The following is a 25,114-nucleotide window of genomic DNA, read 5'->3' on the forward strand; positions in this document are numbered from 1 at the left end:
CTTTGTTTCATCATACCATCGTTATTTGCCCCAGCGCAATGCAATAGCGCCCCACGTTAATCCACCGCCAAAGCCAACCATAATGATAAGGTCATCATCTTGAATGCGTCCGGCTTCCACTTCTTCTACAAGTGAAATCGGAATGGAAGCAGCGGATGTATTTCCGTATTTATTTACTGTAATCGACATGCGATCAACAGGAAGTTCGAGCCGTTCGCGTGCCGCCTCCATAATGCGAATGTTCGCTTGATGCGGAATTAAAAAATCGACGTCCGCTTTCGTCAATCCTGCTTTTTCTAATACACGAATGCATGACTCGCCCATTTGGCGCACCGCAAACTTAAACACTTCCCGTCCGTTCATGACCACATAATCGTCTTGATATAAATATTTTCCACCTGTACCGTCTGCCCCAAGTTCAAACGATACGATGCCACGCCCTTCTGAAACTTCTCCCATCACGACAGCTCCTGCGCCGTCTCCAAACAACACCGCCGTATTTCGATCGCTCCAATCGACGATTTTTGATAATTTCTCTACACCAACGACAAGCACGTATTTGTACGTATTCGTTTCAATAAATTGTTTCGCGGTTACCATCGCATACATAAACCCTGCACATGCTGCGCTTACGTCAAGCGCCGCTGCATGTACCGCTCCAAGCTTTTCTTGCAACATACATGCGACAGATGGAAAAGCGCGATCCGGCGTCACCGTCGCCACTAAAATGAGATCAATTTGTTCCGGAGAAATGCCCGCATCATCAAGAGCGCGCTTTGCTGCGATATAACCCATATCGGACGTATCCATATCATTTGAGGCAATGCGCCGCTCTTCAATCCCTGTGCGCGTCCGAATCCATTCATCTGACGTATCCATTCGTTGTTCTAATTCTTTATTCGTCACAATACGTTCCGGCAAATATCGTCCAATTCCAATAATTCCTGCACTCACGGAAATATCGTCTCCTTTTATTATCAAACTTTATTACTTGGTACTAATTTTACTTTCTTTTTTCATTTCATGCAATAAAAAAATGAGGCGTTTACTCGACACCTCATTTACTCATTCGGCAATTTTCCTGTTGCTTTATATCGTTTAATTGCTTTTGTTATTTTTTGTTGGAAAGGCTCATCGACAAGCGGGCTAAACGTTCCGAGTTCGACGACACCGTCTTGAAAATCAACATATGTCGTTCCAGACGTTAGCTCCCCATCGATAAATTTTTTCGCAACAAGTTCATATAGCGCATCGACATGTTGGACGGTGCTCGTTAGTACCGTTCGTTCCCCTAAATCTGCTTGATCCGTTACGTAACCAATCGCATAAAGACCGTGTTCCTTCATTTTTCCAATCACTGGTACGCTAAATTTATCGCCGGCCGGATATACGACATCCACCCCTTCAGCAATCATTCGTTCGGTAATGGCCATGGCCGTATCGACGTCATCCCAATGTTGTACATATTGTACGTCGACGTGAGCATTTCCGTTCTCATATAACACCCCTTCGAAAAAGCCGTCCACTTCCGGCTGCCATTCAAATGCGGCAATGACGCCAATTTTCTTCGTTTTCGTCATATGCCCCGCTACCATGCCGCCAAAAAACCCCATCGCATGCCCAGCGAAATTGAAGCTCGTTACATTTTTCTTTTTCGCCTCTCCGTTAAAAAACACAAAATGAATATTCGGATATTGATCTGCGATCTCATCGAAATACTCGCCATACTCGCTTCCATGACCAAAAATTAAGGTAACGCCTTTTTGGTGAAATTGTTTTACCGCATGTGCCGTCGCTGCTTTTGAATTTACCCCTTCGCGATAAAACACTTCCGCATCAAACTTCGCTTGAATGCGAAGCAATCCTTTATACCCTTTCGTTCCCCACACTTGATCATCAATCGTATCCGAAACGAGCAAACCGACTTTTTGTACATTTCCCGATGATAATTGGGCAGGAGCGCAAGCAGATAAAATAAAAAGTAGTGCAAAAATGAAATATGTATATCGCCACATCAACATGCAACACTCCTTTTTCCGTCTCATTTTTTATTTTACTTGCTTTCTTTCTGATCGGTAAAGAAAAAATCCCCATGTGTATGGGGACTATACATCGTTATATTGTTCATAAAACGCGTGAACGGCTTGCGCAAACGTATATGTTTTTTCAGGCAAATGATATGAAACGGGGACGCCAAACGCTTGTGCATACGCTCTTGCATGAATCGTTGGAGGATATGGATTTACTCCTGACACTTGCCAAATTTTCATCGGTACGGTTGGAGCATAAAGCGGAGGGAGATCCAATTCCTCTTCTGTTGTTCCGTACGCTTGCTTTAATTGACGCATGAACCGTTTATAAAAAAATTTATGCTCTTTTTCATATTGCAGTTGTGCCTGTAAATGCAAACAAGGATTTAATAGCGCAATCGCACGTATTTGATCGCGTAAATCGTTCATCAACTGCAAGGCGACAAGCGCCCCCATTCCTTCTGCTAACACATAAATGCGCTCATTTAAAATTTCCGTTTTTAACACATAATGCATCAGCTGTTTGGCTAGTTTGACCGCTTTTTGACTTCCCCAATTGGCGCCGTACAAATGTGAGTAAAAAATCGTATAGCCATGTTGTAATAAATCGTTTAACAACTTGTTTTTCCCAATATGTTGCATCCATAAGCTCGTTTTGTCATCGACGAAGTGGGATACGTCTCCTAAAAGAAGTAAGGCAAATCCGTTCGGTCGGTCTGGGACATGAATCGCACACCATTGCTCGCTGAATTGGAAAAATCGTTGCTTCTCTGTCATAATCGTCCACCTTAAGCACATCATTGTACAATATATCGTATGCGATTTTCTTTTTCGTGTACTAGGCGTTGCAATTTTTCGTTTTCGTCTCTTCACCATTTATGTTAAGATAAAAAAGAGTGTAAAGGAGGGAATGGCATGCGTATTTTTTGGACGTTTTTCTGGACGTTTTTATTAGTAAACATGGTGACATACGTCGTGAGCTCGATGATCGGCGTGGCGTACCATTTCGAAACAGGCACAACATTAGCAGTCGTTGCAACCGTTCTCATTTTATTGATTGCACAACTCATTCCGAACGAACCTGTGCATCATTAAAAAAGGATAAACGGCATACGTCCGTTTATCCTTTTTTTACGACCAATTCGTCGCCTTCGATATCAATCGTGACGGTGTCGTAGTCTCCAATACGTCCCGCAATGATTTCACGCGCAAGCTTCGTTTCAATATGTTTTTGAATAAACCGTTTGAGCGGGCGAGCGCCGTACACATGGTCAAACCCATGTGTCGCAATGTACGTCTTCGCTTCGTCCGTTAACGTAATCGTCATATGTCGTTCCGCAAGTCGCTCCTCTAATTGTTTCATAAACTTATCCACAATGCTTTTCACTTCGCGTGCGGTTAACGGTTTAAATAGGACAATGTCGTCTACTCGGTTTAAAAACTCTGGTCTAAAATGCGCCCGCAATTGTTTCAACACTTGTTCGCGCGCTTCTTCGCTTATGTCTCCATGCGCATCGATCGCTTCTAACAACGTATGCGAGCCAATATTTGACGTCATAATGACGACTGTATTTTTAAAATCGACCGTTCTTCCTTGCGAATCCGTCATGCGACCGTCGTCTAACATTTGTAGTAAAATGTTAAACACTTCCGGATGCGCTTTTTCGATTTCATCAAGCAAAATGACCGCATACGGCTTTCTGCGCACCGCCTCCGTCAACTGTCCCCCTTCTTCGTAGCCAACATATCCCGGAGGCGCGCCGATTAAACGAGAAACTGCATGTTTTTCCATATATTCTGACATGTCGATGCGAATCATTTGTTCTTCGCTATCGAAAAGCGCTTCCGCTAACGCCTTCGCCAGTTCTGTTTTTCCGACACCTGTCGGACCGAGGAAAAGAAATGAGCCGATCGGACGATTCGGATCTTTCATGCCAGCGCGTGCGCGCAACACCGCATCGCTCACGAATTGTACCGCCTCGTCTTGTCCGATGACGCGCTCATGTAAAATGTCCGTTAAGCGCAACAACTTTTCTCGTTCGCCTTCAACAAGTTTTGTCACCGGAATGCCCGTCCATTTTGACACGATTGTCGCGATTTCTTCCTCCGTTACTTCTTCGCGCAACAACCGTCGCTCTTTTTCTGTTTCTTCTAGCTGTTTTAATTGTTTTTCAAGTTGCGGAATGCGTCCGTGGCGCAATTCTGCCGCTTTATTTAAATCGTAATTGTTTTCCGCTTCTTCTAACTCGCGCTTCGCTTTTTCTAACTGCTCACGCAACGCACGCACTTGTTGAATCGCTTCCTTTTCTTTTTCCCATTGTGCTTTCATCGCATTTGCTTTTTCGCGCAAATTCGCGAGCTCTTGCGATAACGATTGCAAGCGCTGTTTGCTCGCTTCATCTTGCTCTTTTTTCAACGCCGCTTCTTCAATTTCAAGCTGCATCATTTTTCGCATCACTTCATCTAACTCTGTCGGCATCGAATCGATTTCCGTTCGAATCATCGCACACGCTTCGTCAACGAGATCAATTGCTTTATCCGGCAAAAAGCGATCAGAAATGTAACGATCCGACAACGTCGCCGCCGCAACGAGCGCACCGTCATGAATGTTCACGCCGTGATGAATTTCAAATCGCTCTTTTAAGCCGCGCAAAATCGAAATCGTATCTTCAACTGTCGGCTCTTCTACGAGCACTTGTTGGAAACGGCGTTCGAGCGCAGGGTCTTTTTCAATATATTGACGATATTCATCAAGCGTCGTTGCTCCAATACAATGCAATTCTCCGCGCGCAAGCATCGGTTTTAACATATTCCCAGCATCAAGCGCCCCATCCGTCCGTCCAGCGCCGACAATCGTATGCAGTTCATCAATAAATAAAATGATGCGCCCTTCGCTTTTCTTTACTTCGTTTAATACTGCTTTTAACCGCTCCTCAAACTCTCCGCGAAACTTTGCCCCTGCAATAAGCGCACTCATATCTAGCGCAAAAATCGTTTTATCTTTTAACCCCTCTGGCACGTCTTTACGCACGATACGTTGGGCGAGCCCTTCAACGATCGCTGTTTTTCCAACGCCCGGCTCTCCAATTAAAACCGGATTGTTTTTCGTCTTGCGCGATAAAATGCGAATGACGCGGCGAATTTCGCTATCGCGGCCGATGACTGGATCAATTTTTCCTGCTTTCACTTCCGCTACTAAATCGCGACCGTATTTTTGCAGTGCTTCATATGTCGCTTCCGGATTTGGACTAACCACGCGTTGATTCCCCCTTATGTCCATAATCGTTTGTAATAGTTTCTCTCGATCAATTCGATAGCGCGACAATATATGTTTCGCTTCTTTGTCGTCAATGAGCGCAAGCAACAAGTGTTCAACGGATATATATTCATCTTTCATTTGTTTCGCTTCTTGTTCCGCTCGAACAAGCCATTGTTGCAAACGGCTCGTGACATATATTTTTCCGGCCTGCGAACTAGAAATGACTTGCGGTTTTTTGTTGAGCTGTTTGTTCCATTCATCTAACAAATGGGAAACAGGAATAGACATTTTTTCATAAATGCGCCTTGCAAGCCCATCTTCTTGTTGTAAAAGCGCGACACAAACGTGTTCAACGTCCACTTCCTGATGTTGCTTCTCTACTGCTAACGATTGCGCTTGCATGAACGCCTCTTGCACTTTTTCCGTCATTTGTTGCATATTCATCTCGCTCACCCCTTTGACTTTGACTTTTTTTGACCTTTATCTATTACGTATTATAACGAGAAAGCCACCCTTATGCAAGGATGGCTTACGGTTTTGGAAAGTACGTCCATATCCGATTATGATTCGACGTTTCAGGGAAACGGTCACCTGCTTTTAGTTTTAATTTTTTCGGATTTTTCACTTGATCCCCTGTCTCGCCAATTTCAATATATATCCCGTTGTTTGGCGCTTTTTGTCCGGGGCGAAAATGTCTACTTTGTCCCATCCGTATTCCTCCTCATCGTCTGATCATTTCATAATATGCCCGTCTTGTTTCAAAACGATGATGAGAAATAACGGATCGACATCCAAATGCTACAGCAACGAAACGAGCAATGCTTTTTGTGCATGAAGGCGGTTTCCGGCTTGTTGGAAAATGTACGAACGCACGCCATCAATGACACCTTCTGTCACTTCTTCGCCGCGGTGAGCAGGCAAGCAATGTAAAAACATAAAATCGCTTTTCGCTTGTTGAACGAGCGTTTCATTTACTTGAAACGGCGCAAAGATGTGCATCCGTTCGTCCGCTTCCGCCTCTTGCCCCATGCTTGCCCATACGTCTGTGTATACAACGTCTGCATCGACAATCGCTTCATACGGATCGTTTGTTACAACGATCGTTGCACCGCTTTCGCTTGCAATGTTTTTCGCTTCGTTGACAACCGCTTCTTTCGGCTCATATCCTTTCGGTGAAGCGACCGCACAATGCATGCCGACTTTTGCCGCCGCAAGCATTAACGCATGCGCCATATTGTTTCCGTCGCCGATGTAGGCAAGCTTTAGCCCTTGAAGTTTTCCTTTCACTTCATAAATCGTTAATAAATCAGCAAGCGCTTGGCACGGATGGTCATCATCCGTTAACCCATTAATGACAGGAATCGTTGCATAATGAGCAAGCTCCTCTACTTTTTCATGCTCGAATGTGCGAATCATAATCCCATCCACATATTCCGATAATACGCGCGCCGTATCCGCAATCGTTTCTCCACGTCCAATTTGCAAATCGCGGCTACTTAAATGAAGCGCATGCCCCCCTAATTGAACCATGCCAACTTCAAATGAGACGCGCGTTCTCGTTGACGGCTTTTCAAAAATCATCGCGAGCGTTTTGCCACTTAGCGGCGTGTATCGTTCGCCGTTTTGTTGCTTTTCTTTTAATTCAAGCGCCAAATGAAGCAAATACTCAATTTCTTCCTTCGAATAGTCCGCTAACGTTAAAAAATCTTTTCCTTTTAACTGAATCGTTGCTGTCATATTCATTTTCTCACCACTTCACGTAAATTTTTTAACCAATCTTGAATGGAACAAACGGAAAAATGTTTTGTCGACCACGCTTGGAAAAACAAATGCGCGGTTTCTTCTTCCGTCAACACGAGCACATGTCGAGCGAGCGCTTGCTTTCTTCGCCATGCACTTTGTTCATCACGCATGAAACTAACAAATGCGAGCGCTTCTTTTTTCGCCACCCATTGTTCGAACGGTTCATCTGTGACGATCGTTACCCCTTGTTGTTTCGCTTGCTCGCTCAACGCTTTCGCCTCGTCTCGTGCATCAACATATATTTCATACGCTTCTTTTTTCTTTACGATATATGGATAAAATGCTTTATATGCCGCTTCTTGCACCGTTTTTGCGATGCTAATCCCTTCTCCAGTGGATTTCATTTCCGGACCGACAAGCGGATCGACACCCGGCAATTTATATGTCGAAAACACGGGATACTTTAAGACAACATACGGAATAGAAACCGATTGTTTGACGTCTTCCGACAAATATTTCCCAAGCAATACGTTTGTTGCGAGTTGAACCATCGGCACACCTGCCACTTTACTTACGATTGGAACGGTGCGGCTTGCGCGCGGATTAACTTCTAATACGTACACATCCCCATCTCGCACAATAAACTGCACGTTCATTAATCCTTTAAAATGAAGCTTATTTGTGATCCGCTTCGTATAATCGATCATTTTCGCTTTTTCTTCTTCCGTAAACGATTGAGCAGGCAACCATGCATAACTATCCCCAGAATGGACGCCTGTTTTTTCGACATGTTCAATGATTGTCGGAACGAACACATCACGTCCGTCACAAATCGCATCAAGTTCCCCTTCTTTTGCGCGCACATATTCATCGATTAACACCGGATACACCATTTCTTGTTTTATAAGTGAAGCAAGCTGTTGTTCATCATAAACGATATGCATTCCACGTCCGCCAATGACATACGATGGACGAAGCAAAAGCGGATAACCGATATGTTTCACTTTTTCCATTAATTCCGCTTCGTCGTTTGCCGTCGTTCCTTTCACATGTGGAATGTCAAGCGACTGAAGAAGCGCATAAAAACGTTCCCGATCTTCTAGTTGGTCAATGATCTCGCTATTCATGCCGATGATTGACACGCCGTACGATTCAAGCTTGTTCGCTAAGTTAATGGCCGTTTGGCCGCCAAACTGCACGATGACCGCTTCGACGTTTTCAGCTTCCACGACATTTAACACATCTTCTACCGTGAGTGGCTCAAAATATAAACGATCGGCCACTGTAAAGTCGGTGCTGACGGTTTCTGGGTTATTGTTCATTAAAATGGCTTCATATCCTGCTTGCTGCAAAGCGTATACGCAATGAACAGAGCTATAATCAAATTCAACCCCTTGCCCAATGCGAATCGGACCTGAGCCGAGAATAAGCATTTTCGGCTGATCGCTCGTCTGTATTTCACTTTCGCCAAAATATGTTGAATAATAATACGATGTTTTAGCTGAAAATTCAGCTGCGCACGTATCGACCATTTTATAGGCTGGAACAATGCCGTATGCTTTTCTTTTTTGACGCACATCTTTTTCATCAACGTTCCATATATAAGCTAAATATGCATCAGAAAATCCTTTTTCTTTTAGCATGCGAAACGTTTGTTCATCAATCGAATGAAGCGTCGTTTCTTTTGCTTGTTGTTCAAGTGCGATGAGCTGAGCGAAACGAGTTAAAAAATATAAGTCGATTTTCGTCCATTCATATATTTGTTCTGTCGCTATACCGCGGCGAAGCAGCTCGAGTATCGCGAAAAAGCGGCGATCGTCTCCCGCTTTGACGATGTCTACTAACACCTTTGTCGACTGTTTCGCAAGCGCTGGTGAATATAAACCGATATGATCTAGCTCAAGCGAATGGAGCGCCTTTTGTAACGCTCGCTCGAAATTACGGTCGATCGCCATCACTTCTCCTGTCGCTTTCATTTGCGTGCCGAGACGACGATCGGCAAACGGAAATTTGTCAAACGGAAAGCGCGGGAATTTCACGACGACATAATCGAGTGCAGGTTCAAAGCTCGCATACGTATGTCCTGTCACTGGATTCACTAGTTCCGAAAGCGTATAACCGACCGCTAATTTTGCCGCCATTCTTGCAATCGGATAACCCGTCGCTTTGGATGCGAGGGCAGAGGAGCGGCTCACGCGCGGATTCACTTCAATTAAATAATACTTTTTACTTTTTGGATCGAGCGCAAATTGAATGTTGCATCCTCCGACAACACCGAGCGCCGAAATAATTTTAATGGCCGCTGAACGCAACATATGATATTCGACATCCGTCAACGTTTGCGACGGCGCAACGACGATCGAGTCGCCCGTATGAATGCCGACCGGATCAATATTTTCCATATTACAAATCGTAATGCACGTATTCGTATGGTCGCGCATCACTTCATACTCAATTTCTTTAAATCCCGCGACACTCCGTTCCACTAAACATTGTGTAATCGGGCTTTCTTGCAATCCTTTTGTGACGATGTCGACAAGCTCCTCCATCGTCTGTGCGATGCCGCCACCTGTTCCCCCGAGCGTATATGCCGGGCGAACGATGATCGGAAACCCGATTTGTTTTGCAAATTGTACCGCTTCTTCAACTGTCGTCACAATTTCGCTTTCTGGCACCGGCTCGTTTAATTCATACATTAACGCCCGAAACGCTTCACGGTCTTCACCGCGTTGAATAGATTCAATCGGTGTACCGAGCAAGCGGACGTTATACTTTTGTAAAATGCCTTGTTCATGTAAAGCGAACGCTAAATTGAGTCCCGTTTGTCCACCAAGCGTCGCTAATAGCCCATCGGGTCGCTCTTTTGCGATAATTTTTTCCATGCTTTCTACCGTCAGTGGCTCAAAATATACTGCATCCGCATGTACTTCATCCGTCATAATTGTCGCTGGATTGTTGTTTGCTAAAATGACGCGATATCCTTCTTCTTTTAATGCTAAGCAACCTTGCGTTCCCGAATAGTCAAACTCTGCCGCTTGCCCGATGACGATCGGACCAGAACCGATCACAAGAATCGAACGAAGCGTTGAATCTTTAGGCATATACTTTCTCCTTTCTCGCTGCTTTCATCATGTCAACAAATTCAGCAAAAATAAATTGCGTATCGTTTGGTCCAGGATGCGCTTCCGGATGATATTGCACGCATAAAATCGGCTTCGTTTCATGGGCGACCCCTTCCACCGAACCGTCATTGACGTTAATAAAACGAACGGAAAGCGGCGTATGTGCTAAACTTTCCGCCTTCACAACATAGCCGTGGTTTTGCGAAGTCATAAACACTTTTTTCTTTTTCGCATCATATACTGGTTGATTCGCTCCGCGATGCCCAAACGGCAATTTTTCCGTATCCCCGCCGTAAGCGAGCGAAACGAGCTGATGCCCAAGACAAATCGCAAGCGTTGGATACCGTTCGATCACCGCTAAAATATTTGGCAAATAACGGGACAATTGTTTCGGGTCTCCCGGTCCGTTCGATAACAATACTCCGTCTGGATCCAGTTGTTCGACCGTCTGTAACGTCGTATCGTACGGAACGACCGTGACGCGACATCCGTACGCCATTAACGAATGAACGATCGATTTTTTATATCCGAAATCAAACAAAACAACGTGCATATGACCGTTTCCGTACGTTTGGATGTCCGCTGTGCTCACAAGCGGCACGGGCGCTTGTTCTTCCACTTGTACGACCGCCTCCCGACTCGCTGAAATGATAGCAGGCATCGCCCCGTGTTCACGAATTTGTTTCACAACCGCCCGCGTATCGACATGTGTAAGAAGCGGAACGTTCCATTTTTGCAAATATTGTTTTAAACTGTACGTCGCTTCGTAATGAAACCCTGTCTCCTCCGCCTCGTAAACGATCACTGCCTTCACATGCGGCTGTTTGCTTTCAAAATCGACTTCGTTAATTCCGTAGTTTCCAATAAGAGGATACGTAAATACGATGATTTGATTTTTGTACGACGGATCTGTTAACACTTCTTGATACCCTGTCATTCCTGTAAAAAAGACGACTTCTCCCGCAATATCTCCCGTCCATGCCGTTTCCAATTTCCCGACAAACGTTTTGCCGTTTTGCAAATGTAAATACGCCTCCATGTTCACACCCCAAACGAATGTTTATTAAACAAAAGGAATTTTTATTCATTTATACGTATAAAAAATCGCGTTCATACGACGTTAACGCTTCTTGTAATATATGAATCGCTTCGTCAAGCTCCTCTTTCGTAACGATGAGCGGTGGCAATAAGCGAATGACGTTCGGCCCCGCTGCTAAAGCAAGAAGCCCACGCTCATGAATATGCGGCAATATATTTGCAACTGGTTCACTGCATGCGATGCCAATCATGAGCCCTAAACCGCGCACCTCTTGCACCATTTGAACACCTTTTAGCTGTTCGGCTAATTTTTGTTTAAAATATGCCCCTTTTTCTCGTACTTCCTGTAAAAATGACGGTTGTGTCACAACGTGAAGCGTCGCTTTCGCCGCCGCCATCGCCAAAGCGTTTCCGCCGAACGTTGATCCGTGCACTCCGGTGCTAAACGTCGGTACGACATGTTTCTTTCCGATCATCGCCCCGACAGGAAAACCGCTTCCTAATCCTTTTGCGACGGTAATGATATCAGGGGAAAGATCGAACTGCTCATACGCAAACAACGTTCCTGTTCGACCGATGCCCGTTTGCACTTCATCGACGATTAACAATGCTCCGTACGTTTCGCAAAGCTGTTCGGCTGCCTGTAAAAATGACTTTTCTCCGACAACCACACCGCCTTCGCCTTGCACGACTTCAACCATGACAGCTGCCACCGTTTCATCCATTTCTCGTTGTAGCGCAGCGATATCATTAAACGGCACGTACGTAAACGTCGGCACCAACGGGCCAAATCCGTCGTGAATTTTCGCTTGCCCGGTCGCTGACATCGTCGCAAACGTTCGGCCGTGAAACGACTGTTCGCACGTAATGATTTTAGAACGTCCCGTATGTTTGCGCGCAAGCTTGATCGCCGCCTCGTTCGCTTCCGCTCCGCTATTGCAAAAAAACACCGCATCGCCAACGGAATGTTGCACAAGAAGAGAAGCGACTTCTTCTTGAATGGGGAGATGAAATAAATTAGACACGTGCCATACTTCATTTAGCTGCGCCTCAAGCGCCCGCTGTACAGCCGGATGGCGATGGCCGAGATTACATACCGCAATGCCTGCGACAAAATCGAGATATTGTGTTCCGTCTGTTGCAATCAGTTTCGTCCCTTCCGCTTTGGCAACCGTAATCGGAAACCGTTGATACGTTGGAAAAATCATACGTACACCTCTTTCTTCATCATCGTTCCGTGCCACGTTCCTTCTTTATAAAATGGAACTTTTCCACTTACAATAGCGACTTCGTTGACCGATTTGAGCGCACGAAGAGCAGCTTTCACTTTCGGAATCATTCCTCCTGAAATCGTTCCATTTGCGATCATCGCTTCAATCATATGAGCGGTTGCTTCTTTGACAACTTCTCCGCCGTTTAAAATGCCTGCGACGTCTGTCACAAAAACGAGTTTGTCAGCCGAAAGCGCCTGTGCAATCGCCGCCGCCGCTGTATCTGCGTTAATGTTATACGTCTGGCCATGCTCATCCATTCCGATCGGTGCGATAACAGGAACGTATCCTTGACGCAGCAACGTATGGACGAGATTCGCATGAACGTGTACGACTTCTCCTACATAACCGAGCGTCTGCACGTCGATTGGTTTCGCTTGTAACAAGCGATCATCCACACCGGACAAACCAACGGCACGAATATCGTTTGCTTGCAACAGCGAGACGAGCGTTTTGTTCACTTTTCCGTTTAACACCATTTCGACAACGTCTAGCACGTCTTTTGTCGTTTTTCGCAATCCGTTTACAAATTCAGACGGAATGTGAAGCGCATGTAACAACTGTCCAATATCCGGTCCTCCGCCATGCACGATGACAACATCAAGACCGCTGTTTCTTAATTGTTGGACGCTCGTAAAAAACGATGGGGATAACTCATGAAGCACGCTGCCGCCACATTTGATCACAATCACATGAATCCCCTCCTTACGTGCGATAGCTTGCATTAATTTTAATGTAGTCGTACGTTAAATCACAGCCCCACGCCACTCCTTCTCCATTGCCGACATGCAAATCGACTGTAATCACCACGACATCTTCCATTAAAGCGGCTTTCGCTTCTTCTTCCGAAAACGGCACCGGTTGACTTTGTTTTAACATTTGAATCGATCCGATCCATACGTCGACGCAATCTGGGTTTATCCATGCTCCGCTATGTCCAACCGCTCCAATAATGCGGCCCCAGTTTGCATCCGCTCCGTATACCGCTGTTTTCACTAAGTTGGAACCGACAATATGTTTCGCTGCCCATTTTGCTTCTTCGTCCGTTCGCGCTCCTTTGACGCGCGCTTCAATTAATTTCGTAGCCCCTTCTCCATCGCGAGCAATTTGTTTCGCTAAATGTTCGCACGTTTGACGGAGCGCTTCATAAAAGTTTGCCCAATCTGGATGTTGCGGGGAAAGCGGCTCGTTGCCTGCTAATCCGCTCGCCATGACAATGACCATATCGTTCGTTGACGTTTCTCCATCGACTGTAATTTGATTAAATGACACGTTTGTAATGGAACGAAGCGCATCTTGCAACACGTCTGATGGGACGTTTGCATCCGTCGTAATAAAAGCAAGCATCGTCGCCATATTTGGATGAATCATTCCCGATCCTTTTGCCGCTCCTGCGACCGTCACGACTTGACCGTCTATGACCGTTTCATAACACGTTTTTTTCATGACGAGATCCGTTGTTAAAATCGCTGTTTGAAAATCAACCGCTCCATCTAATTGTGCCGTCGGTTTCAATTTCGGAATGCCTGCACGAATGTTTTCCATCGGTAAACATTCACCGATCACTCCTGTCGATGCAACAGCAACGAGATGTTCTGGAAGCCCAAACACTTCCACGCACAACTTTCGCATTTCGTATGCGTCTTTTAATCCTTGTTCCCCTGTACATGCGTTCGCATATGCACTATTGACAATGACTGCTTGAAGCTTTTGTTCGACCGCAATGCTTTGTTTCGTCACTTGAAGCGGTGCCGCTTGAAACACGTTTTGCGTATAAACGGCCGCACACGATGCCGGCACGTCGCAAACGATCACCCCTAAATCTTTTTTCGTATAGCGTAACCCTGCATGCACACCAGCAGCTTGAAATCCTTTTGGTGTGACAATCGTTCCATCTGCGACATATTTCACTTTTTCTTCGATCAACTTCATCTTCTCCACCCCATTTACGGATACATCGGCATCGATGTTAATCCGGTTTGTTCCTCGAATCCAAGCATGACATTAGCGTTTTGAACGGCTTGCCCCGCCGCCCCTTTCACTAAGTTGTCGATTACGCTCACAACCGTGATGCGATTCGTTCGTTCATCGTAACTGACTCCAATATCGCAATAGTTTGAACCGTACACGTCTTTCGTGCAAGGGAAAGACCCTGCTTCCCGAACGCGCACGAACGGACAATGTTTATACGTTTCTTTATATAACTCTATGATTCTATCAAGCGATACGATGCATGCTGCTTCGGCATATATCGTCGCCATAATGCCGCGCGTCATCGGGATTAAATGCGTGCTAAACGTCATCGGCCCCATTTGTTCGTTCCAATCACGTAACATTTGTTCAATTTCTGGAATATGTTGATGTGTATTCACTTTATATATTTTTACGTTTTCATTCGCTTCCGCAAAATGAACGCCAAGCGATAATCCACGTCCTGCACCCGATACACCTGATTTCGCATCAACGATGACAGAATGAGGCACGATCCACTTTTGAATGACAAGCGGCGCTAATCCGAGCAACGTCGCTGTCGGATAACAACCGGGATTGGCGATTAAACTAGCGTTTGCAATGCGCTCGCGATTCCATTCCGTTAAACCGTATACCGCCTGTTTGAGCACTTCTTCGTTTGGCGGCGTTTTTTTATACCACTTCGCATATACGCTTCCATCGCGCAAACGAAAGTCTCCAGATAAATCAATGACTTTATGTCCCGCCGCAAGCAATTTTGGCGTCCATTCGCTCGATACGCCGGGTGGCGTCGCTAAAAACACAAGCTCGCCTTCGGTATCGTCGCTTCGAATATCGCGCAAGACGAAACGCTCCTCCATATGCGGATACACGTCATGCAGCGAAACACCTGCTTGTGAAGATGAATGAACAGAAGCGACGCGCATGTGCGGATGATGTTGCAATAAGCGAATGAGCTCAATGCCCCCATAGCCTGTCGCTCCGATAATGGAGACTTTCATGAAATGGCTCCCCACTTTCTGTATATTGTTATAAATTTAGTTATCATTATAATACTGCATAAAAATAAAATCAAATGTATATTTAAATATTTTTTTCATTTTTCTCATTCATTTATTGACCGAATATGTATTTTTCTTTTTAATGGAAGTAGACAATAATTAAAGGTGGTTAGTGTATGACAATTCAACCGATCTCCTTATCCGATCTTCTTTCCCTTCCTCACCATATGATTGATATGCAAAAAGGAGAATATATATTTCGCGAAGGAGAAACGGCAAACGAGCTATATATTGTATGTGAAGGGAAAGTGCAATTAAGCAAAACGACGGAGGAAGGGCGCGAACTATTGCTTCGCATTTGTGAACAAGGCGATGCGTTTGGGGAGGTCGTTCCGTTTCAATTCACGTGCGTCTGTACGGTAAGTGCAAAAATGATGGAAGGAGGAACGTTAGCTGTCATTCACAAACAGCAACTTGAAGAAAAGCTGTTGACGGATCATGCGTTTTCGTTACAGTTTATGCAATGGGTTCATTTGCAATTGCAACGAATGCAAACGAAAATACGCGATTTAATTTTGCACGGAAAAAAAGGAGCGCTGTATTCGACGCTTATTCGCTTAGCGAACAGCTACGGTGTCGAAACAGAAGACGGCATTTTCATTAATACGCCAATGACCAATCAAGAGCTCGCCAATTTTTGCGGCAGCGCACGCGAAGTCGTCAGCCGTCTGCTAAAAGAATTAAAAGAACTCGGCATCATTTCTGTCGAAAAAGGGAAAATCACGATTCACGATGTGCAATTTTTAAAAGATGAAATTCGCTGTGAAGGCTGTCCGATTGATATATGCAACATGAAATAAGCCGACACATTTGTCGGCTTAATAAACGATCATAATGACGAGCGCAAAATAAACAGCATTTACAATTTCATAAATCCCTACTTTTTTAATCGACATCGCTTTTCCATAAAAATAAATCGCTCGCACAACACTTGGTACATATGCAAGAGCAAGCCAACCGTTTCCCGTTACCACACATGCGACAATGATGATCGTATGAAACAACCATGATGCCCACTTATAGCGAGGATTATTTTTTTCGCGAATCATCGTTTTGACGTAAAATGTACTTCCAATGAAAAATAACATAGAGGCGATAAATAAAAACCACGCTTTTTCATCGATGTTCCCTGTACCGATGTAATAACTTCCAAGCCCACCGATCGAAAAATTTATAATTGCAGCGACATCGTTTGTAAACGAGCGCTCTTTTTTCTTTTTCGCAAAATACATATTTACGATAAAAAACGGAATCATGGCTAAACCGAAATACATGAGCGGTGGCTTGTAAGCAATCGGAATGGCAACAAACACGCCCGCAAGCGATGCATACAAAATAAACCATTTTTTATGACGAGCGTTCGCTTGCTTTTTCATCATTAACATCCATATATATGTCGCTAAATAAAGAAAAAACCATGCGATAAAGAGCGGCAAATGAAGCCACGTCGCTTGGCCGATATCGATTCCGAATAAAAATGGAATAAGTAACATCGCCCAAGCGCCATGTTGTTTTGGAATAACCATCATCATCCCTCCTTCTTGTTCGATTGTACCATCCTCCTTCTTTTTTCTTTGTGACGTCTGTCACATTTTTTTATAAATGTGTGACAAACCATTGAACCGTTTGTAAAAACGCCTCGCGCGTCACTTTATGTCCCGCATGTTCATCGATAAGCATCATAAGCGGCTCATGAAACGGCTCAATTTGTTTGTAAAAGGCGTATGTATAATCAAACGGAACGACATCATCTTGTTTTCCGTGCCAAATGAAAAGCGGACGGCCGTTTAATTTTTCAGGTTGCAATGATAAATCGTACGTCATTAACGTGTTGCGCAACGTTTCAATTTGTTCATTCGAAAGCGGCAACGTCATCCCTTTTCGCTCAGCAAATTGCAACTGCAAATCGAAAAACGTTTGATAGCACGGGCTTCCCATAAGCGAGCCAGCGACGCGAATCCAATCATATTGCGTTAACGCACCAAACGTCACGATGCCCCCCATCGATGTACCAACGACACCGATGCGATGAGGATCGACAAGTTTTCGATCGACTAGTTCATTTTTTATCTCTTCTAGTTCACGAATGGTCGTTAACACAATGTCCCAAAACGACAAATGTAATTCATTGTCAGAAAGCGGATTTGGCCGTTCCCCATGATAAAGCGCATCCGGCAACACGACGCGATATCCAGCTTCGGCAAGCAAATAGCCGAAATGAAGATTATGTTCTTTTGCGCTTGTAAATCCATGAATAAAAATGACAAGTGGGCGCATATGATGTTTATCATCTTCTTTTACTACATGCAAACACGGAACGTTTGCGATCGACTCACGAATAATGGATATCATGTTCTCATCTCCCATTTTATGTTTTAACATTATCTTACCATATAGACAAATATTTTGGAAAAACGATACACTAATAACGAATGATTTTAACGAAAAGGGGAACAAACGATGGACCAACATTTAATTGCAATTGATTTAGACGGTACGTTATTAAAAGATAATAAAACAATTTCTGATCGTACATATGACGTCATTCAAAAGGCAAAACAAGCGGGACATATCGTCGTCATTGCGACAGGACGACCGTATCGCGCAAGCAAAATGTATTATGAACAATTACAATTAACGACGCCGATCGTCAATTTTAACGGAGCATTCGTTCATCATCCGAAAGACGACAGCTGGGGAATGTACCATACGCCACTTCAGTTAGAAACGGTGAAAGAAATTGTGGAAGTAAGCCGAAAATACAACGTGCGCAACATTTTAGCCGAAGTGATGGACGATGTATATTTTCACGAACATGACGAACAGTTGCTTGATTTGTTTAATTTAGGAAACCCAAATGTATATATCGGAAACTTGCGTGACATTTTACGCAAAGATCCGACGTGCATTTTAATTTTATCTGATGAACAAAACGTTGGACGTATTCGCACATATTTATCAGACGTGCATGCGAACGTCATCGACCATCGCAGTTGGACAGACCCTTGGCACGTTATTGAAATCGTCCGAACCGGCATTCATAAAGCGGTCGGTCTTGAAAAAATTGCTTCTTTCTACGGCATTCCACGCGAACGCGTCATCGCTTTCGGCGATGAAGACAACGATATCGAGATGTTAAAATGGGCAGGTGTAGGCGTGGCCATGGGCAATGCGATTGAACCGTTAAAAGCCATCGCAGACGATGTAACAAAAACAAATGAAGAAGATGGCGTCGCTATGTATTTGCAATCGTTATTAAAGTTATAAAAAATTCCCTTACGTATTGTGGCGCAAACATGAACAAACTATCATCGACGCCATATGCGTCATAAGCGGCAAACAAGGGGGAATGTCGTGTGGGCAAACGAAATAAATCAAAACGTTTCATTCAACAAGGTGCCGACGCTGTCTATAAACATGATGAGCGCATTCCGTATCATATGACATATGAAGAAGCGGAACGACGCAAAGCAGAAAAAGCAGACCATACAAACCTCGGGGGATTTTAATATGGGCAATCCGTTATTTCAACAAGCGAAAAAAGCGGTCGCCAAAGCGAAAGAGGAAAAAACAGAACGCGCCATCGCTGTGGCAAAAAATACGCTCTCATCCGCTTTCGCCAACGCCAACGATGCCGAACGGAAACAACTGCACGACTTGCAAGACGAACTCGATACATTGTAAAAGCTGCGCCTCGTGCGCAGCTTTTACTCTTTTCGGAAAAAGCCGACTACTTCCGTCGTTTGCATAATGTTCGTAAACGCTTTTGGATCGACTTCTTTAATAATTCGTTTTAAATCAAACAATTCATAACGTGTAATAACGATCATTAACATATCTTTATCTTCATTTAAAAATGCACCTTTTGCTGGAATGACGGTAATGCCGCGAATCATTTGCGATTTAATCGCCTGCTTCATCTCTTCCCCTTTTGTCGTAATAATGAGCGCCGTAAGCTTTTGATGGCGCGTATGAATGGCGTCGATGACACGCGTCGTGACATACAACGTCACAAGCGTATAGAGCGCCTTTTCCCAACCGTACATATATCCAGCCGTTAAAATAATAATCGAGTTAAGTGCAAAAATGTACGTCCCAACGGAACGATCGTTCACGCGCGACAACACGAGCGCAATAATATCTAAACCGCCGGTTGACGCCCCCCACTTTAACGTCCAGCCCGTTCCGACCGCTGCAATCACCCCACCAAATACCGCATTTAATAAAATGTCTTCTGAAAGCGAACGAACGGGAATGAGCTCGAGAAATAACGACATAAACACAACGCTTAAAAAGCTGTAAAAAGTAAATGACTTCCCTACTTTCTTCCATCCTAAAATGGCTACCGGAATGTTAAATAAAAAAAGCAGCAATCCGGTTGAAATCGCATAAGGTGTATAGTCGCCAACGACTTTTGAAATGAGCTGCGCCGCCCCAGCAAACCCGCTCGTATATACGTTTGCTGGAATTAAAAATAAATTCATGCCGATCGCATTTAATAATCCGCCAATCACGACGACAAACAATTTTTTTACATCCACAGAACATCCTCCTACAAAACGATAAGATTGTTTTTTTCCATCATAATAGATACACTTAAAATAAGTACATACATAGGGGTGATTGAAATGAATATTAAAATTATAGCGGATAGCGGGTGCGATTTGCCACTTTCTTTTATACGAGAAAAACAAATTGCTTTTTTACCGTTAACTGTTCATATAAACGACCACGATTATGATGATCAACTGACGATTCAACCGCAGCAAGTGTATGAGGCGATGCGCAAAGGCGAAGTGCCGAAAACGTCGCAAGCGAAACCTTCCGAAATGAAAGAGCTATTTACAACACTTGCGAAAGAAAACATTCCTGCCATTTATATTGCTTTTTCTTCCGCTTTGTCAGGCACATATCAAACAGCCGTCATGTTGAAAAACGAAGTGCTTGAGCAATATCCTCATGCCAAATTGACGGTCATCGACTCGAAATGCGCATCACTCGGGCTTGGACTTGTCGTAAAAAAAGCGGTTGAGCTAGCTGAAAGCGGCATAGCATACGAGCATATCGTGACAACGATTGAAACGTATTGTCGCCATATGGAACATATTTTCACCGTCGATGACTTACAATATTTAGCGCGTGGTGGGCGCGTCAGCAAAACCGCTGCGTTCGTCGGTGGAGTGTTAAACATTAAACCACTCCTTCATGTCGAGGACGGAAAATTAATTCCGATTGAAAAAGTGCGCGGACGGAAAAAAGTATTGAAGCGCATGATTGAGCTAATGCAACAGCGCGGAGCAAACGTTGAACACCAACTGATCGGCATTAGCCACGGCGACGATGAGCAAACGGCGCTCGAACTAAAAGCGATGATTGAAGAAACGTTCGGATGCAAACAATTTTTCATTTCTGAAATTGGCGGTGCGATCGGAGCGCACGCCGGACCGGGAACGATCGCCCTCTTTTTCTTGAATAAACAGCTTGAGCAATGATTACACTACCGATAAAAGGAGGGCGAGACGATGACAAGCGATAACGACAAAAAAGCAAAAGACAATAATGCAAAAAGACATGAAAAAAATATGGAGCGCGAAAAAAACCGCCAAGCTGGCAAACGCGCCTATTCAAAAGAAACGAATCATTTGTAAAAACAAGAGGATCGCAGTATCTCTTTTCATTGTTCCCTTTTCGCGTTATAATGAAAGGTGAAAATGAATTGACATAAAAATAGGGCATCGGCTGCCACCAATGCCCTACGATACACGGCTTACTGCAAGACGTGCAGTGGCCCGAGACATGTTAGGAAGTAACCTATCCTCACTTGGGCCTAGCAGGGTGGGTTACTTTTTATCTTTAGCAACCGCAATTACTGCGACAATTAAAGATGCAAAGGCAATCATTAACGTTAGTGCATCTTCAACTGCAATCATCAGTAGCCCCCCTTTCTATAAGGGAGTAGCCACTGCCCACCCTGCATATCACCGTGCAATTCACATTATATCACTGCAACATACGACTGAAAACGAAAAAGTTGAACAATACTTAGTAAAAAAGATGCTCGCGCGGAGCATCTTTTTTACTTCATTTGGAACTTTGCCATCGTTTGTTGTAAGTCGTCTGTTAGTTGGCGCAACATCGTCACTTTTTCGCTCATTTTTTTGAACGCTTCTAGCTGTTCCACCATGGAAGCGGCAATTTGTTCGCTTCCTGCTGCTGACTGTTCGACAACCGCACTAATGCTTTCAACGTTTTGTAAAACGTTTTTGCCGAGCTCTTTTGATTCGTTCATGCCGACGACAAGCGCTTGAATATCTGTCGTAATATGATGCACTTTATTTTCAATTTGTGCAAACGCATCGGTTGTCGTTTCAATCGCTTTCGCTTGCGCTTCCGCGATGTCCACCCCGCGACGAACCGCTTCGGTCACATTCGTCAACCCTGATTGAATGAGCTGTACCATCTCAAAAATTTGGCTTGTCGCTTTCGACGATTCTTCCGCAAGCTTGCGCACTTCTTCAGCAACGACGGCAAATCCTTTGCCCGCTTCCCCTGCTCGCGCCGCTTCAATGGCCGCATTTAACGCAAGCAAGTTCGTCTGCGTCGCAATATCAGCGACCGCTTTGGCCATATCTTCAATTTTGCTTGCATACGTCGCAAATTGTTTAGTCGATTGTTCAATCGAAGCAGTCGCTTTCGTATTTTCATCAATAAATCCTTTTTGTTCTGCTAACGCGGCTTGTCCATTTGTAATCGCTACAACCGCTTCATCGCTATAACGGGCTGTTTGCTCCGTCCGACCGACGTTCTCCTGTACAGTTCCTTCCATTCGCTCAATGAGCTGTACCGCACTTTGCAAATCTTCGGAAATGCTTTGCGCCCCTGCGGATAATTCGTTTGTTGACACAGCGACTTGGTTGTTAATTTCTGTTAACACTTTTGTTTCTTCATCAATTTCTTTCGCAAACGCTTCGACTTGCTTACTGACAGTATCGACTGATTGAAGCAATGCATTCAATTGATCGGCCATCGTCGTAAACGCCGCATTTAAATCGGCCAATTCGTCTTTTCCGTTATACTTTACAGGCTCAATACGCAAATTGCCGTTGGCGATTTGTTTTGCGTTTTCTGCGATTTTTCGCAACGGCGTCGACATTTTTTGCGTTAAACGGACGCCGCTAAATCCCGCAAACAATAATACGACAGCAATCGCCACAAGTGAAATCGTAATGACGCGATCAATTTGCTTTTGTAACGTTTTTTGCATGTACGTATAATATTCGCTCACATACGTGTTGACGACGTACACATCGTTTAATACCCCTTCCGCGCGCATCGACTGGCGGCGCACTTCCGCTACATGGTTTGCATCAAGCGCTTCGTTCGATTGTTTCGCAAGCTCAGCAAACTTTTTATTCGCTTGCTCAAGTGCAGAACGAAAATACGGCTCAGTTAACCCTTTATTTAATGCTTGAAGCAGCTTTTCCGATTCCGCTAAATGAACGATCACTTCTTGTTTATTTCCTTCTGTCGGACTGTAAGCATAGTTGCTTAAACTTTGTTTCGTCGCTTTTAGCTCTGCCTGCAAATGTTGCGCTTTCATCATGAGCGGAACAAAATCTTGATTCGACGATTGAATCGAAAGCATATTTATAATGATAAACACGATAATCGCCCCCGCAATGACGGGTGTGGCTAATGAGTGAAATAATAACCGTTGTTTAATCGTCATCATATTCCTCCTTTATTTTGCGATGCCGTTTGTCGCTTTTTCTTTCCACTTTTCAAGCGTTGCTTGTTGCTCTGGAGTGAATGTCACGACGCGAATCGGCGCCAAATCAACACCGTTTTCTTTTAAGCCAAGCTGAACCGTCCCTTTTGGCACTTCTTTCGTTTCAACGTATTGTTTAATGACTGTATATAATGCGACATCAACATTTTTTAACATCGATGTGACCACTGCTTTTTCCGCATAAAAATATTGATCGCTATCGACACCGATCGCATATTTTTTATTCATTTCCGCCTCGCGAAGCACACCGACACCTGTAAATCCAGCCGCGGCATACAAGACGTCGGCCCCGTTTGCGATCATTTGTTTCGCAATTTGTGCCCCAAGTTTATCATCACCGAAATTGCCAGCGTACACTTCTTGCACTTTTGCTTCTGGTCTAACCGCTTTTACCCCTTGAATAAAGCCGTTCGCAAATTTGCGAATAAGCGGCACATCCGCTCCGCCAACAAAACCAACGTTGTTTGTTTTCGTCAACATGCCAGCCACTACGCCAGCTAAAAAGCTTCCTTCATCTTCTTTAAACGTAATCGATGTAATGTTCGGTAAATCAGATACCGCATCAATTAAGACGAATTGCTGTTTCGGATATTTTTTGGCGACTTTTTCTAAATCTTGTTGCACCATAAAACCTAATCCGATGACGAGATCGTTCCCTGCTTCAACGAGCTCTGTTAACCCTTTTTCATACGTCTCGGTTTCTTTTAACTCACGATAGTCAAAAAAGATACCTAGCTCATCGCGCGCTTTCATTAATCCTTTAAATGCCGAATCGCTAAACGATTGATCACCGAGTCCGACGTCTGACAACATAATGCCTATTTTTATTCGATCTTTCGGTTGAAAAGAACTCGTTTGCGAACACCCTGCGGCAAGCAATAAAACGAATGCCATCATGAGTGAAATCATTTTTTTCATCAAATTTCCTCATCTCCTTACTTTTCAATCAAATCCCGCTTCATTTATTATATCGACACATTCCGACATTTTGTTTACTTTTTATATATAAAAACTTTGTAAAGTTGTTCGTATGCCAACAATCGACTATAATGGAAGCACAACGAATTTATGCCGAGGTGATTCATATGTCAAAAGAAAGTTCGTTTGATATTGTGTCGAAAGTCGATTTGTCAGAAGTGACGAACGCCATCAACATCGCGTTAAAAGAAATTCAAAACCGCTACGACTTTAAAGGAAGCAAAAGCGACATTTCACTTGAAAAAGATGAGCTCATTCTCATTTCTGACGATGAGTTTAAACTTGAACAGCTGAAAGATGTGCTTATCGGCAAACTCATTAAACGCGGCGTGCCGACAAAAAACATTCAATACGGAAAAGTAGAGGCTGCATCTGGCGGAACGGTGCGCCAACGTGCGAAACTCGTCCAAGGCATCGACAAAGACAATGCGAAAAAAATTAACACAATCATTAAAAATACAGGTTTAAAAGTAAAAAGTCAAATTCAAGAAGACCAAATTCGTGTCAGCGGCAAAAGTAAAGACGATTTACAAAAAGTAATCGCCGCCATTCGCGAGGCAGATTTACCGATTGACGTTCAATTCGTCAACTACCGTTAAGAAGGCACTTTGCCTTCTTTTTCTTTTCTTAAATAAAATAGTTGAATATTTCTAAAAAATCAGTTACATTTATGAGTAACTTCATACAACATCTTATCGAGAGAAGGGGAGGGACTGGCCCGATGAACCTTCAGCAACCTGACGATCGTCAAGGTGCTAAGTCCAGACAAGCGATTCGCTTGGAAGATAAGAAGGAGCGCGTCAAGTCTTCTTCTTATGGAGAGGACTTTTTTACTTTAAACAAAGAAACGGA

The 25,114-nt window shown here is 44.1% G+C and carries 26 protein-coding genes and 1 riboswitch; of the genes, 8 read left to right on the forward strand and 18 right to left on the reverse strand.

Annotated elements, in window-relative coordinates; genetic code table 11:
• Positions 1-21 precede the first annotated feature (21 nt).
• From K1I43_RS02690 to K1I43_RS02700, 3 genes are all read right to left on the reverse strand, one after another.
• On the reverse strand, positions 22-954 hold the full coding sequence (locus K1I43_RS02690) for a beta-ketoacyl-ACP synthase III (RefSeq protein WP_009362191.1): 933 nt from the start codon (positions 952-954) through the stop codon (positions 22-24).
• Positions 955-1,061: 107 nt separating this feature from the next.
• Positions 1,062-2,021, reverse strand: a complete 960-nt coding sequence (locus tag K1I43_RS02695) for a BMP family ABC transporter substrate-binding protein (RefSeq protein WP_272947706.1) — start codon at positions 2,019-2,021, stop codon at positions 1,062-1,064.
• A gap of 84 nt (positions 2,022-2,105) precedes the next feature.
• Positions 2,106-2,807, reverse strand: coding sequence for an alpha/beta fold hydrolase (locus tag K1I43_RS02700; RefSeq protein ID WP_019417871.1), 702 nt, complete (start codon positions 2,805-2,807; stop codon positions 2,106-2,108).
• Between the two features lie 138 nt (positions 2,808-2,945).
• Between K1I43_RS02700 and K1I43_RS02705 the strand changes: the two genes are divergently transcribed.
• Positions 2,946-3,125, forward strand: a complete 180-nt coding sequence (locus K1I43_RS02705; protein ID WP_009362195.1) for a YjzD family protein — start codon at positions 2,946-2,948, stop codon at positions 3,123-3,125.
• Between the two features lie 25 nt (positions 3,126-3,150).
• On the opposite strand, the gene clpB is transcribed toward K1I43_RS02705, so the two are convergent.
• From clpB to argC, 9 genes are all read right to left on the reverse strand, one after another.
• Positions 3,151-5,733, reverse strand: coding sequence for an ATP-dependent chaperone ClpB (gene clpB, locus K1I43_RS02710; protein WP_019417872.1), 2,583 nt, complete (start codon positions 5,731-5,733; stop codon positions 3,151-3,153).
• An 85-nt stretch (positions 5,734-5,818) separates the two neighbouring features.
• Complete coding sequence (locus K1I43_RS02715; RefSeq protein WP_003395421.1) at positions 5,819-5,998, reverse strand: YjzC family protein; 180 nt, start codon at positions 5,996-5,998, stop codon at positions 5,819-5,821.
• Between the two features lie 89 nt (positions 5,999-6,087).
• Positions 6,088-7,032, reverse strand: coding sequence for an ornithine carbamoyltransferase (gene argF, locus K1I43_RS02720; protein WP_019417873.1), 945 nt, complete (start codon positions 7,030-7,032; stop codon positions 6,088-6,090).
• Positions 7,029-10,133 carry a carbamoyl-phosphate synthase (glutamine-hydrolyzing) large subunit gene (locus tag K1I43_RS02725; RefSeq protein ID WP_019417874.1) on the reverse strand — a complete coding sequence of 1,035 codons (3,105 nt, stop codon included), beginning with the start codon at positions 10,131-10,133 and terminating at the stop codon, positions 7,029-7,031. The genes argF and K1I43_RS02725 overlap by 4 nt, the downstream gene beginning before the upstream one ends.
• On the reverse strand, positions 10,126-11,193 hold the full coding sequence (locus K1I43_RS02730) for a carbamoyl phosphate synthase small subunit (protein ID WP_019417875.1): 1,068 nt from the start codon (positions 11,191-11,193) through the stop codon (positions 10,126-10,128). Before K1I43_RS02730 ends, K1I43_RS02725 begins: the two co-directional genes overlap by 8 nt.
• A 49-nt stretch (positions 11,194-11,242) precedes the next feature.
• Entirely contained in the window at positions 11,243-12,400 is a 1,158-nt protein-coding gene (locus K1I43_RS02735) for an acetylornithine transaminase (protein WP_026011717.1), read from the reverse strand.
• Positions 12,397-13,188 (reverse strand): acetylglutamate kinase, encoded by a 792-nt coding sequence (argB, locus tag K1I43_RS02740; RefSeq protein ID WP_049720859.1) that lies wholly within the window; start codon positions 13,186-13,188, stop codon positions 12,397-12,399. Before argB ends, K1I43_RS02735 begins: the two co-directional genes overlap by 4 nt.
• Positions 13,169-14,395: a bifunctional ornithine acetyltransferase/N-acetylglutamate synthase gene (gene argJ, locus K1I43_RS02745; protein WP_019417878.1), complete on the reverse strand. Its 1,227-nt coding sequence runs from the start codon at positions 14,393-14,395 to the stop codon at positions 13,169-13,171. Before argJ ends, argB begins: the two co-directional genes overlap by 20 nt.
• A 14-nt stretch (positions 14,396-14,409) precedes the next feature.
• Complete coding sequence (gene argC, locus K1I43_RS02750) at positions 14,410-15,435, reverse strand: N-acetyl-gamma-glutamyl-phosphate reductase (protein WP_026011718.1); 1,026 nt, start codon at positions 15,433-15,435, stop codon at positions 14,410-14,412.
• 176 nt (positions 15,436-15,611) lie between these two features.
• Here argC and K1I43_RS02755 point away from each other — a divergent pair, with 176 nt between their 5' ends.
• Positions 15,612-16,295 (forward strand): Crp/Fnr family transcriptional regulator, encoded by a 684-nt coding sequence (locus K1I43_RS02755; RefSeq protein ID WP_019417880.1) that lies wholly within the window; start codon positions 15,612-15,614, stop codon positions 16,293-16,295.
• Positions 16,296-16,313: 18 nt separating this feature from the next.
• Here the strand turns inward: K1I43_RS02755 and K1I43_RS02760 are convergent, their stop codons facing one another.
• Together K1I43_RS02760 and K1I43_RS02765 are read right to left on the reverse strand one after the other, a co-directional pair.
• A complete protein-coding gene (locus K1I43_RS02760) occupies positions 16,314-17,021 on the reverse strand; it encodes a YwiC-like family protein (protein ID WP_019417881.1) in 708 nt (235 codons plus the stop codon).
• 70 nt (positions 17,022-17,091) lie between these two features.
• Positions 17,092-17,847, reverse strand: a complete 756-nt coding sequence (locus tag K1I43_RS02765; RefSeq protein WP_026011719.1) for an alpha/beta fold hydrolase — start codon at positions 17,845-17,847, stop codon at positions 17,092-17,094.
• A 108-nt stretch (positions 17,848-17,955) separates the two neighbouring features.
• On the opposite strand from K1I43_RS02765, the gene K1I43_RS02770 reads away from it, so the two are divergent.
• The 3 genes from K1I43_RS02770 to K1I43_RS02780 all read left to right on the forward strand — a co-directional run bounded on the left by K1I43_RS02770 (position 17,956) and on the right by K1I43_RS02780 (position 19,179).
• Positions 17,956-18,762 carry a Cof-type HAD-IIB family hydrolase gene (locus K1I43_RS02770; protein ID WP_019417883.1) on the forward strand — a complete coding sequence of 269 codons (807 nt, stop codon included), beginning with the start codon at positions 17,956-17,958 and terminating at the stop codon, positions 18,760-18,762.
• A gap of 89 nt (positions 18,763-18,851) precedes the next feature.
• The gene (locus K1I43_RS02775; RefSeq protein ID WP_009361918.1) at positions 18,852-19,004 is read left to right on the forward strand and encodes a hypothetical protein; all 153 of its coding nucleotides are present in this window, start codon (positions 18,852-18,854) and stop codon (positions 19,002-19,004) included.
• 1 nt (position 19,005) lies between these two features.
• Complete coding sequence (locus tag K1I43_RS02780) at positions 19,006-19,179, forward strand: DUF3813 domain-containing protein (RefSeq protein ID WP_019417884.1); 174 nt, start codon at positions 19,006-19,008, stop codon at positions 19,177-19,179.
• 23 nt (positions 19,180-19,202) lie between these two features.
• Here K1I43_RS02780 and K1I43_RS02785 read toward each other — a convergent pair whose 3' ends face one another.
• The gene (locus tag K1I43_RS02785; RefSeq protein WP_009361920.1) at positions 19,203-20,036 is read right to left on the reverse strand and encodes a YitT family protein; all 834 of its coding nucleotides are present in this window, start codon (positions 20,034-20,036) and stop codon (positions 19,203-19,205) included.
• 87 nt (positions 20,037-20,123) lie between these two features.
• Between K1I43_RS02785 and K1I43_RS02790 the strand changes: the two genes are divergently transcribed.
• Together K1I43_RS02790 and K1I43_RS02795 are read left to right on the forward strand one after the other, a co-directional pair.
• On the forward strand, positions 20,124-20,987 hold the full coding sequence (locus tag K1I43_RS02790; RefSeq protein ID WP_026011720.1) for a DegV family protein: 864 nt from the start codon (positions 20,124-20,126) through the stop codon (positions 20,985-20,987).
• A 30-nt stretch (positions 20,988-21,017) separates the two neighbouring features.
• Positions 21,018-21,143, forward strand: coding sequence for a DUF3941 domain-containing protein (locus tag K1I43_RS02795; RefSeq protein WP_003395443.1), 126 nt, complete (start codon positions 21,018-21,020; stop codon positions 21,141-21,143).
• Between the two features lie 192 nt (positions 21,144-21,335).
• Here the strand turns inward: K1I43_RS02795 and K1I43_RS02800 are convergent, their stop codons facing one another.
• The 3 genes from K1I43_RS02800 to K1I43_RS02810 all read right to left on the reverse strand — a co-directional run bounded on the left by K1I43_RS02800 (position 21,336) and on the right by K1I43_RS02810 (position 24,202).
• A complete protein-coding gene (locus K1I43_RS02800; RefSeq protein ID WP_003395444.1) occupies positions 21,336-21,425 on the reverse strand; it encodes a putative holin-like toxin in 90 nt (29 codons plus the stop codon).
• 146 nt (positions 21,426-21,571) lie between these two features.
• The gene (locus tag K1I43_RS02805; RefSeq protein ID WP_238148419.1) at positions 21,572-23,227 is read right to left on the reverse strand and encodes a methyl-accepting chemotaxis protein; all 1,656 of its coding nucleotides are present in this window, start codon (positions 23,225-23,227) and stop codon (positions 21,572-21,574) included.
• 9 nt (positions 23,228-23,236) lie between these two features.
• Complete coding sequence (locus K1I43_RS02810) at positions 23,237-24,202, reverse strand: BMP family lipoprotein (RefSeq protein WP_019417887.1); 966 nt, start codon at positions 24,200-24,202, stop codon at positions 23,237-23,239.
• A gap of 167 nt (positions 24,203-24,369) precedes the next feature.
• On the opposite strand from K1I43_RS02810, the gene K1I43_RS02815 reads away from it, so the two are divergent.
• Positions 24,370-24,861: a YajQ family cyclic di-GMP-binding protein gene (locus tag K1I43_RS02815; protein WP_009361924.1), complete on the forward strand. Its 492-nt coding sequence runs from the start codon at positions 24,370-24,372 to the stop codon at positions 24,859-24,861.
• 90 nt (positions 24,862-24,951) lie between these two features.
• Positions 24,952-25,054: riboswitch (SAM riboswitch) on the forward strand.
• Positions 25,055-25,114 lie beyond the last annotated feature (60 nt).

Source organism: Anoxybacillus sp. ST70 (assembly GCF_019553625.1).
GTDB classification, from domain to species: domain Bacteria; phylum Bacillota; class Bacilli; order Bacillales; family Anoxybacillaceae; genus Anoxybacillus; species Anoxybacillus gonensis.

Excerpts from the sequence above, each read along its gene's own strand:
- K1I43_RS02695 (WP_272947706.1), bottom strand. The coding sequence starts at position 2,021 with ATGTTGATGTGGCGATATACATATTTCATTTTTGCACTACTTTTTATT.
- K1I43_RS02700 (WP_019417871.1), bottom strand. The coding sequence starts at position 2,807 with ATGACAGAGAAGCAACGATTTTTCCAATTCAGCGAGCAATGGTGTGCG.
- K1I43_RS02705 (WP_009362195.1), top strand. The coding sequence starts at position 2,946 with ATGCGTATTTTTTGGACGTTTTTCTGGACGTTTTTATTAGTAAACATG.
- clpB (WP_019417872.1), bottom strand. The coding sequence starts at position 5,733 with ATGAATATGCAACAAATGACGGAAAAAGTGCAAGAGGCGTTCATGCAA.
- K1I43_RS02715 (WP_003395421.1), bottom strand. The coding sequence starts at position 5,998 with ATGGGACAAAGTAGACATTTTCGCCCCGGACAAAAAGCGCCAAACAAC.
- argF (WP_019417873.1), bottom strand. The coding sequence starts at position 7,032 with ATGAATATGACAGCAACGATTCAGTTAAAAGGAAAAGATTTTTTAACG.
- K1I43_RS02725 (WP_019417874.1), bottom strand. The coding sequence starts at position 10,133 with ATGCCTAAAGATTCAACGCTTCGTTCGATTCTTGTGATCGGTTCTGGT.
- K1I43_RS02730 (WP_019417875.1), bottom strand. The coding sequence starts at position 11,193 with ATGGAGGCGTATTTACATTTGCAAAACGGCAAAACGTTTGTCGGGAAA.
- K1I43_RS02735 (WP_026011717.1), bottom strand. The coding sequence starts at position 12,400 with ATGATTTTTCCAACGTATCAACGGTTTCCGATTACGGTTGCCAAAGCG.
- argB (WP_049720859.1), bottom strand. The coding sequence starts at position 13,188 with ATGCAAGCTATCGCACGTAAGGAGGGGATTCATGTGATTGTGATCAAA.
- argJ (WP_019417878.1), bottom strand. The coding sequence starts at position 14,395 with ATGAAGTTGATCGAAGAAAAAGTGAAATATGTCGCAGATGGAACGATT.
- argC (WP_026011718.1), bottom strand. The coding sequence starts at position 15,435 with ATGAAAGTCTCCATTATCGGAGCGACAGGCTATGGGGGCATTGAGCTC.
- K1I43_RS02755 (WP_019417880.1), top strand. The coding sequence starts at position 15,612 with ATGACAATTCAACCGATCTCCTTATCCGATCTTCTTTCCCTTCCTCAC.
- K1I43_RS02760 (WP_019417881.1), bottom strand. The coding sequence starts at position 17,021 with ATGGTTATTCCAAAACAACATGGCGCTTGGGCGATGTTACTTATTCCA.
- K1I43_RS02765 (WP_026011719.1), bottom strand. The coding sequence starts at position 17,847 with ATGATATCCATTATTCGTGAGTCGATCGCAAACGTTCCGTGTTTGCAT.
- K1I43_RS02770 (WP_019417883.1), top strand. The coding sequence starts at position 17,956 with ATGGACCAACATTTAATTGCAATTGATTTAGACGGTACGTTATTAAAA.
- K1I43_RS02780 (WP_019417884.1), top strand. The coding sequence starts at position 19,006 with ATGGGCAATCCGTTATTTCAACAAGCGAAAAAAGCGGTCGCCAAAGCG.
- K1I43_RS02790 (WP_026011720.1), top strand. The coding sequence starts at position 20,124 with ATGAATATTAAAATTATAGCGGATAGCGGGTGCGATTTGCCACTTTCT.
- K1I43_RS02795 (WP_003395443.1), top strand. The coding sequence starts at position 21,018 with ATGACAAGCGATAACGACAAAAAAGCAAAAGACAATAATGCAAAAAGA.
- K1I43_RS02800 (WP_003395444.1), bottom strand. The coding sequence starts at position 21,425 with ATGATTGCAGTTGAAGATGCACTAACGTTAATGATTGCCTTTGCATCT.
- K1I43_RS02805 (WP_238148419.1), bottom strand. The coding sequence starts at position 23,227 with ATGATGACGATTAAACAACGGTTATTATTTCACTCATTAGCCACACCC.
- K1I43_RS02810 (WP_019417887.1), bottom strand. The coding sequence starts at position 24,202 with ATGAAAAAAATGATTTCACTCATGATGGCATTCGTTTTATTGCTTGCC.
- K1I43_RS02815 (WP_009361924.1), top strand. The coding sequence starts at position 24,370 with ATGTCAAAAGAAAGTTCGTTTGATATTGTGTCGAAAGTCGATTTGTCA.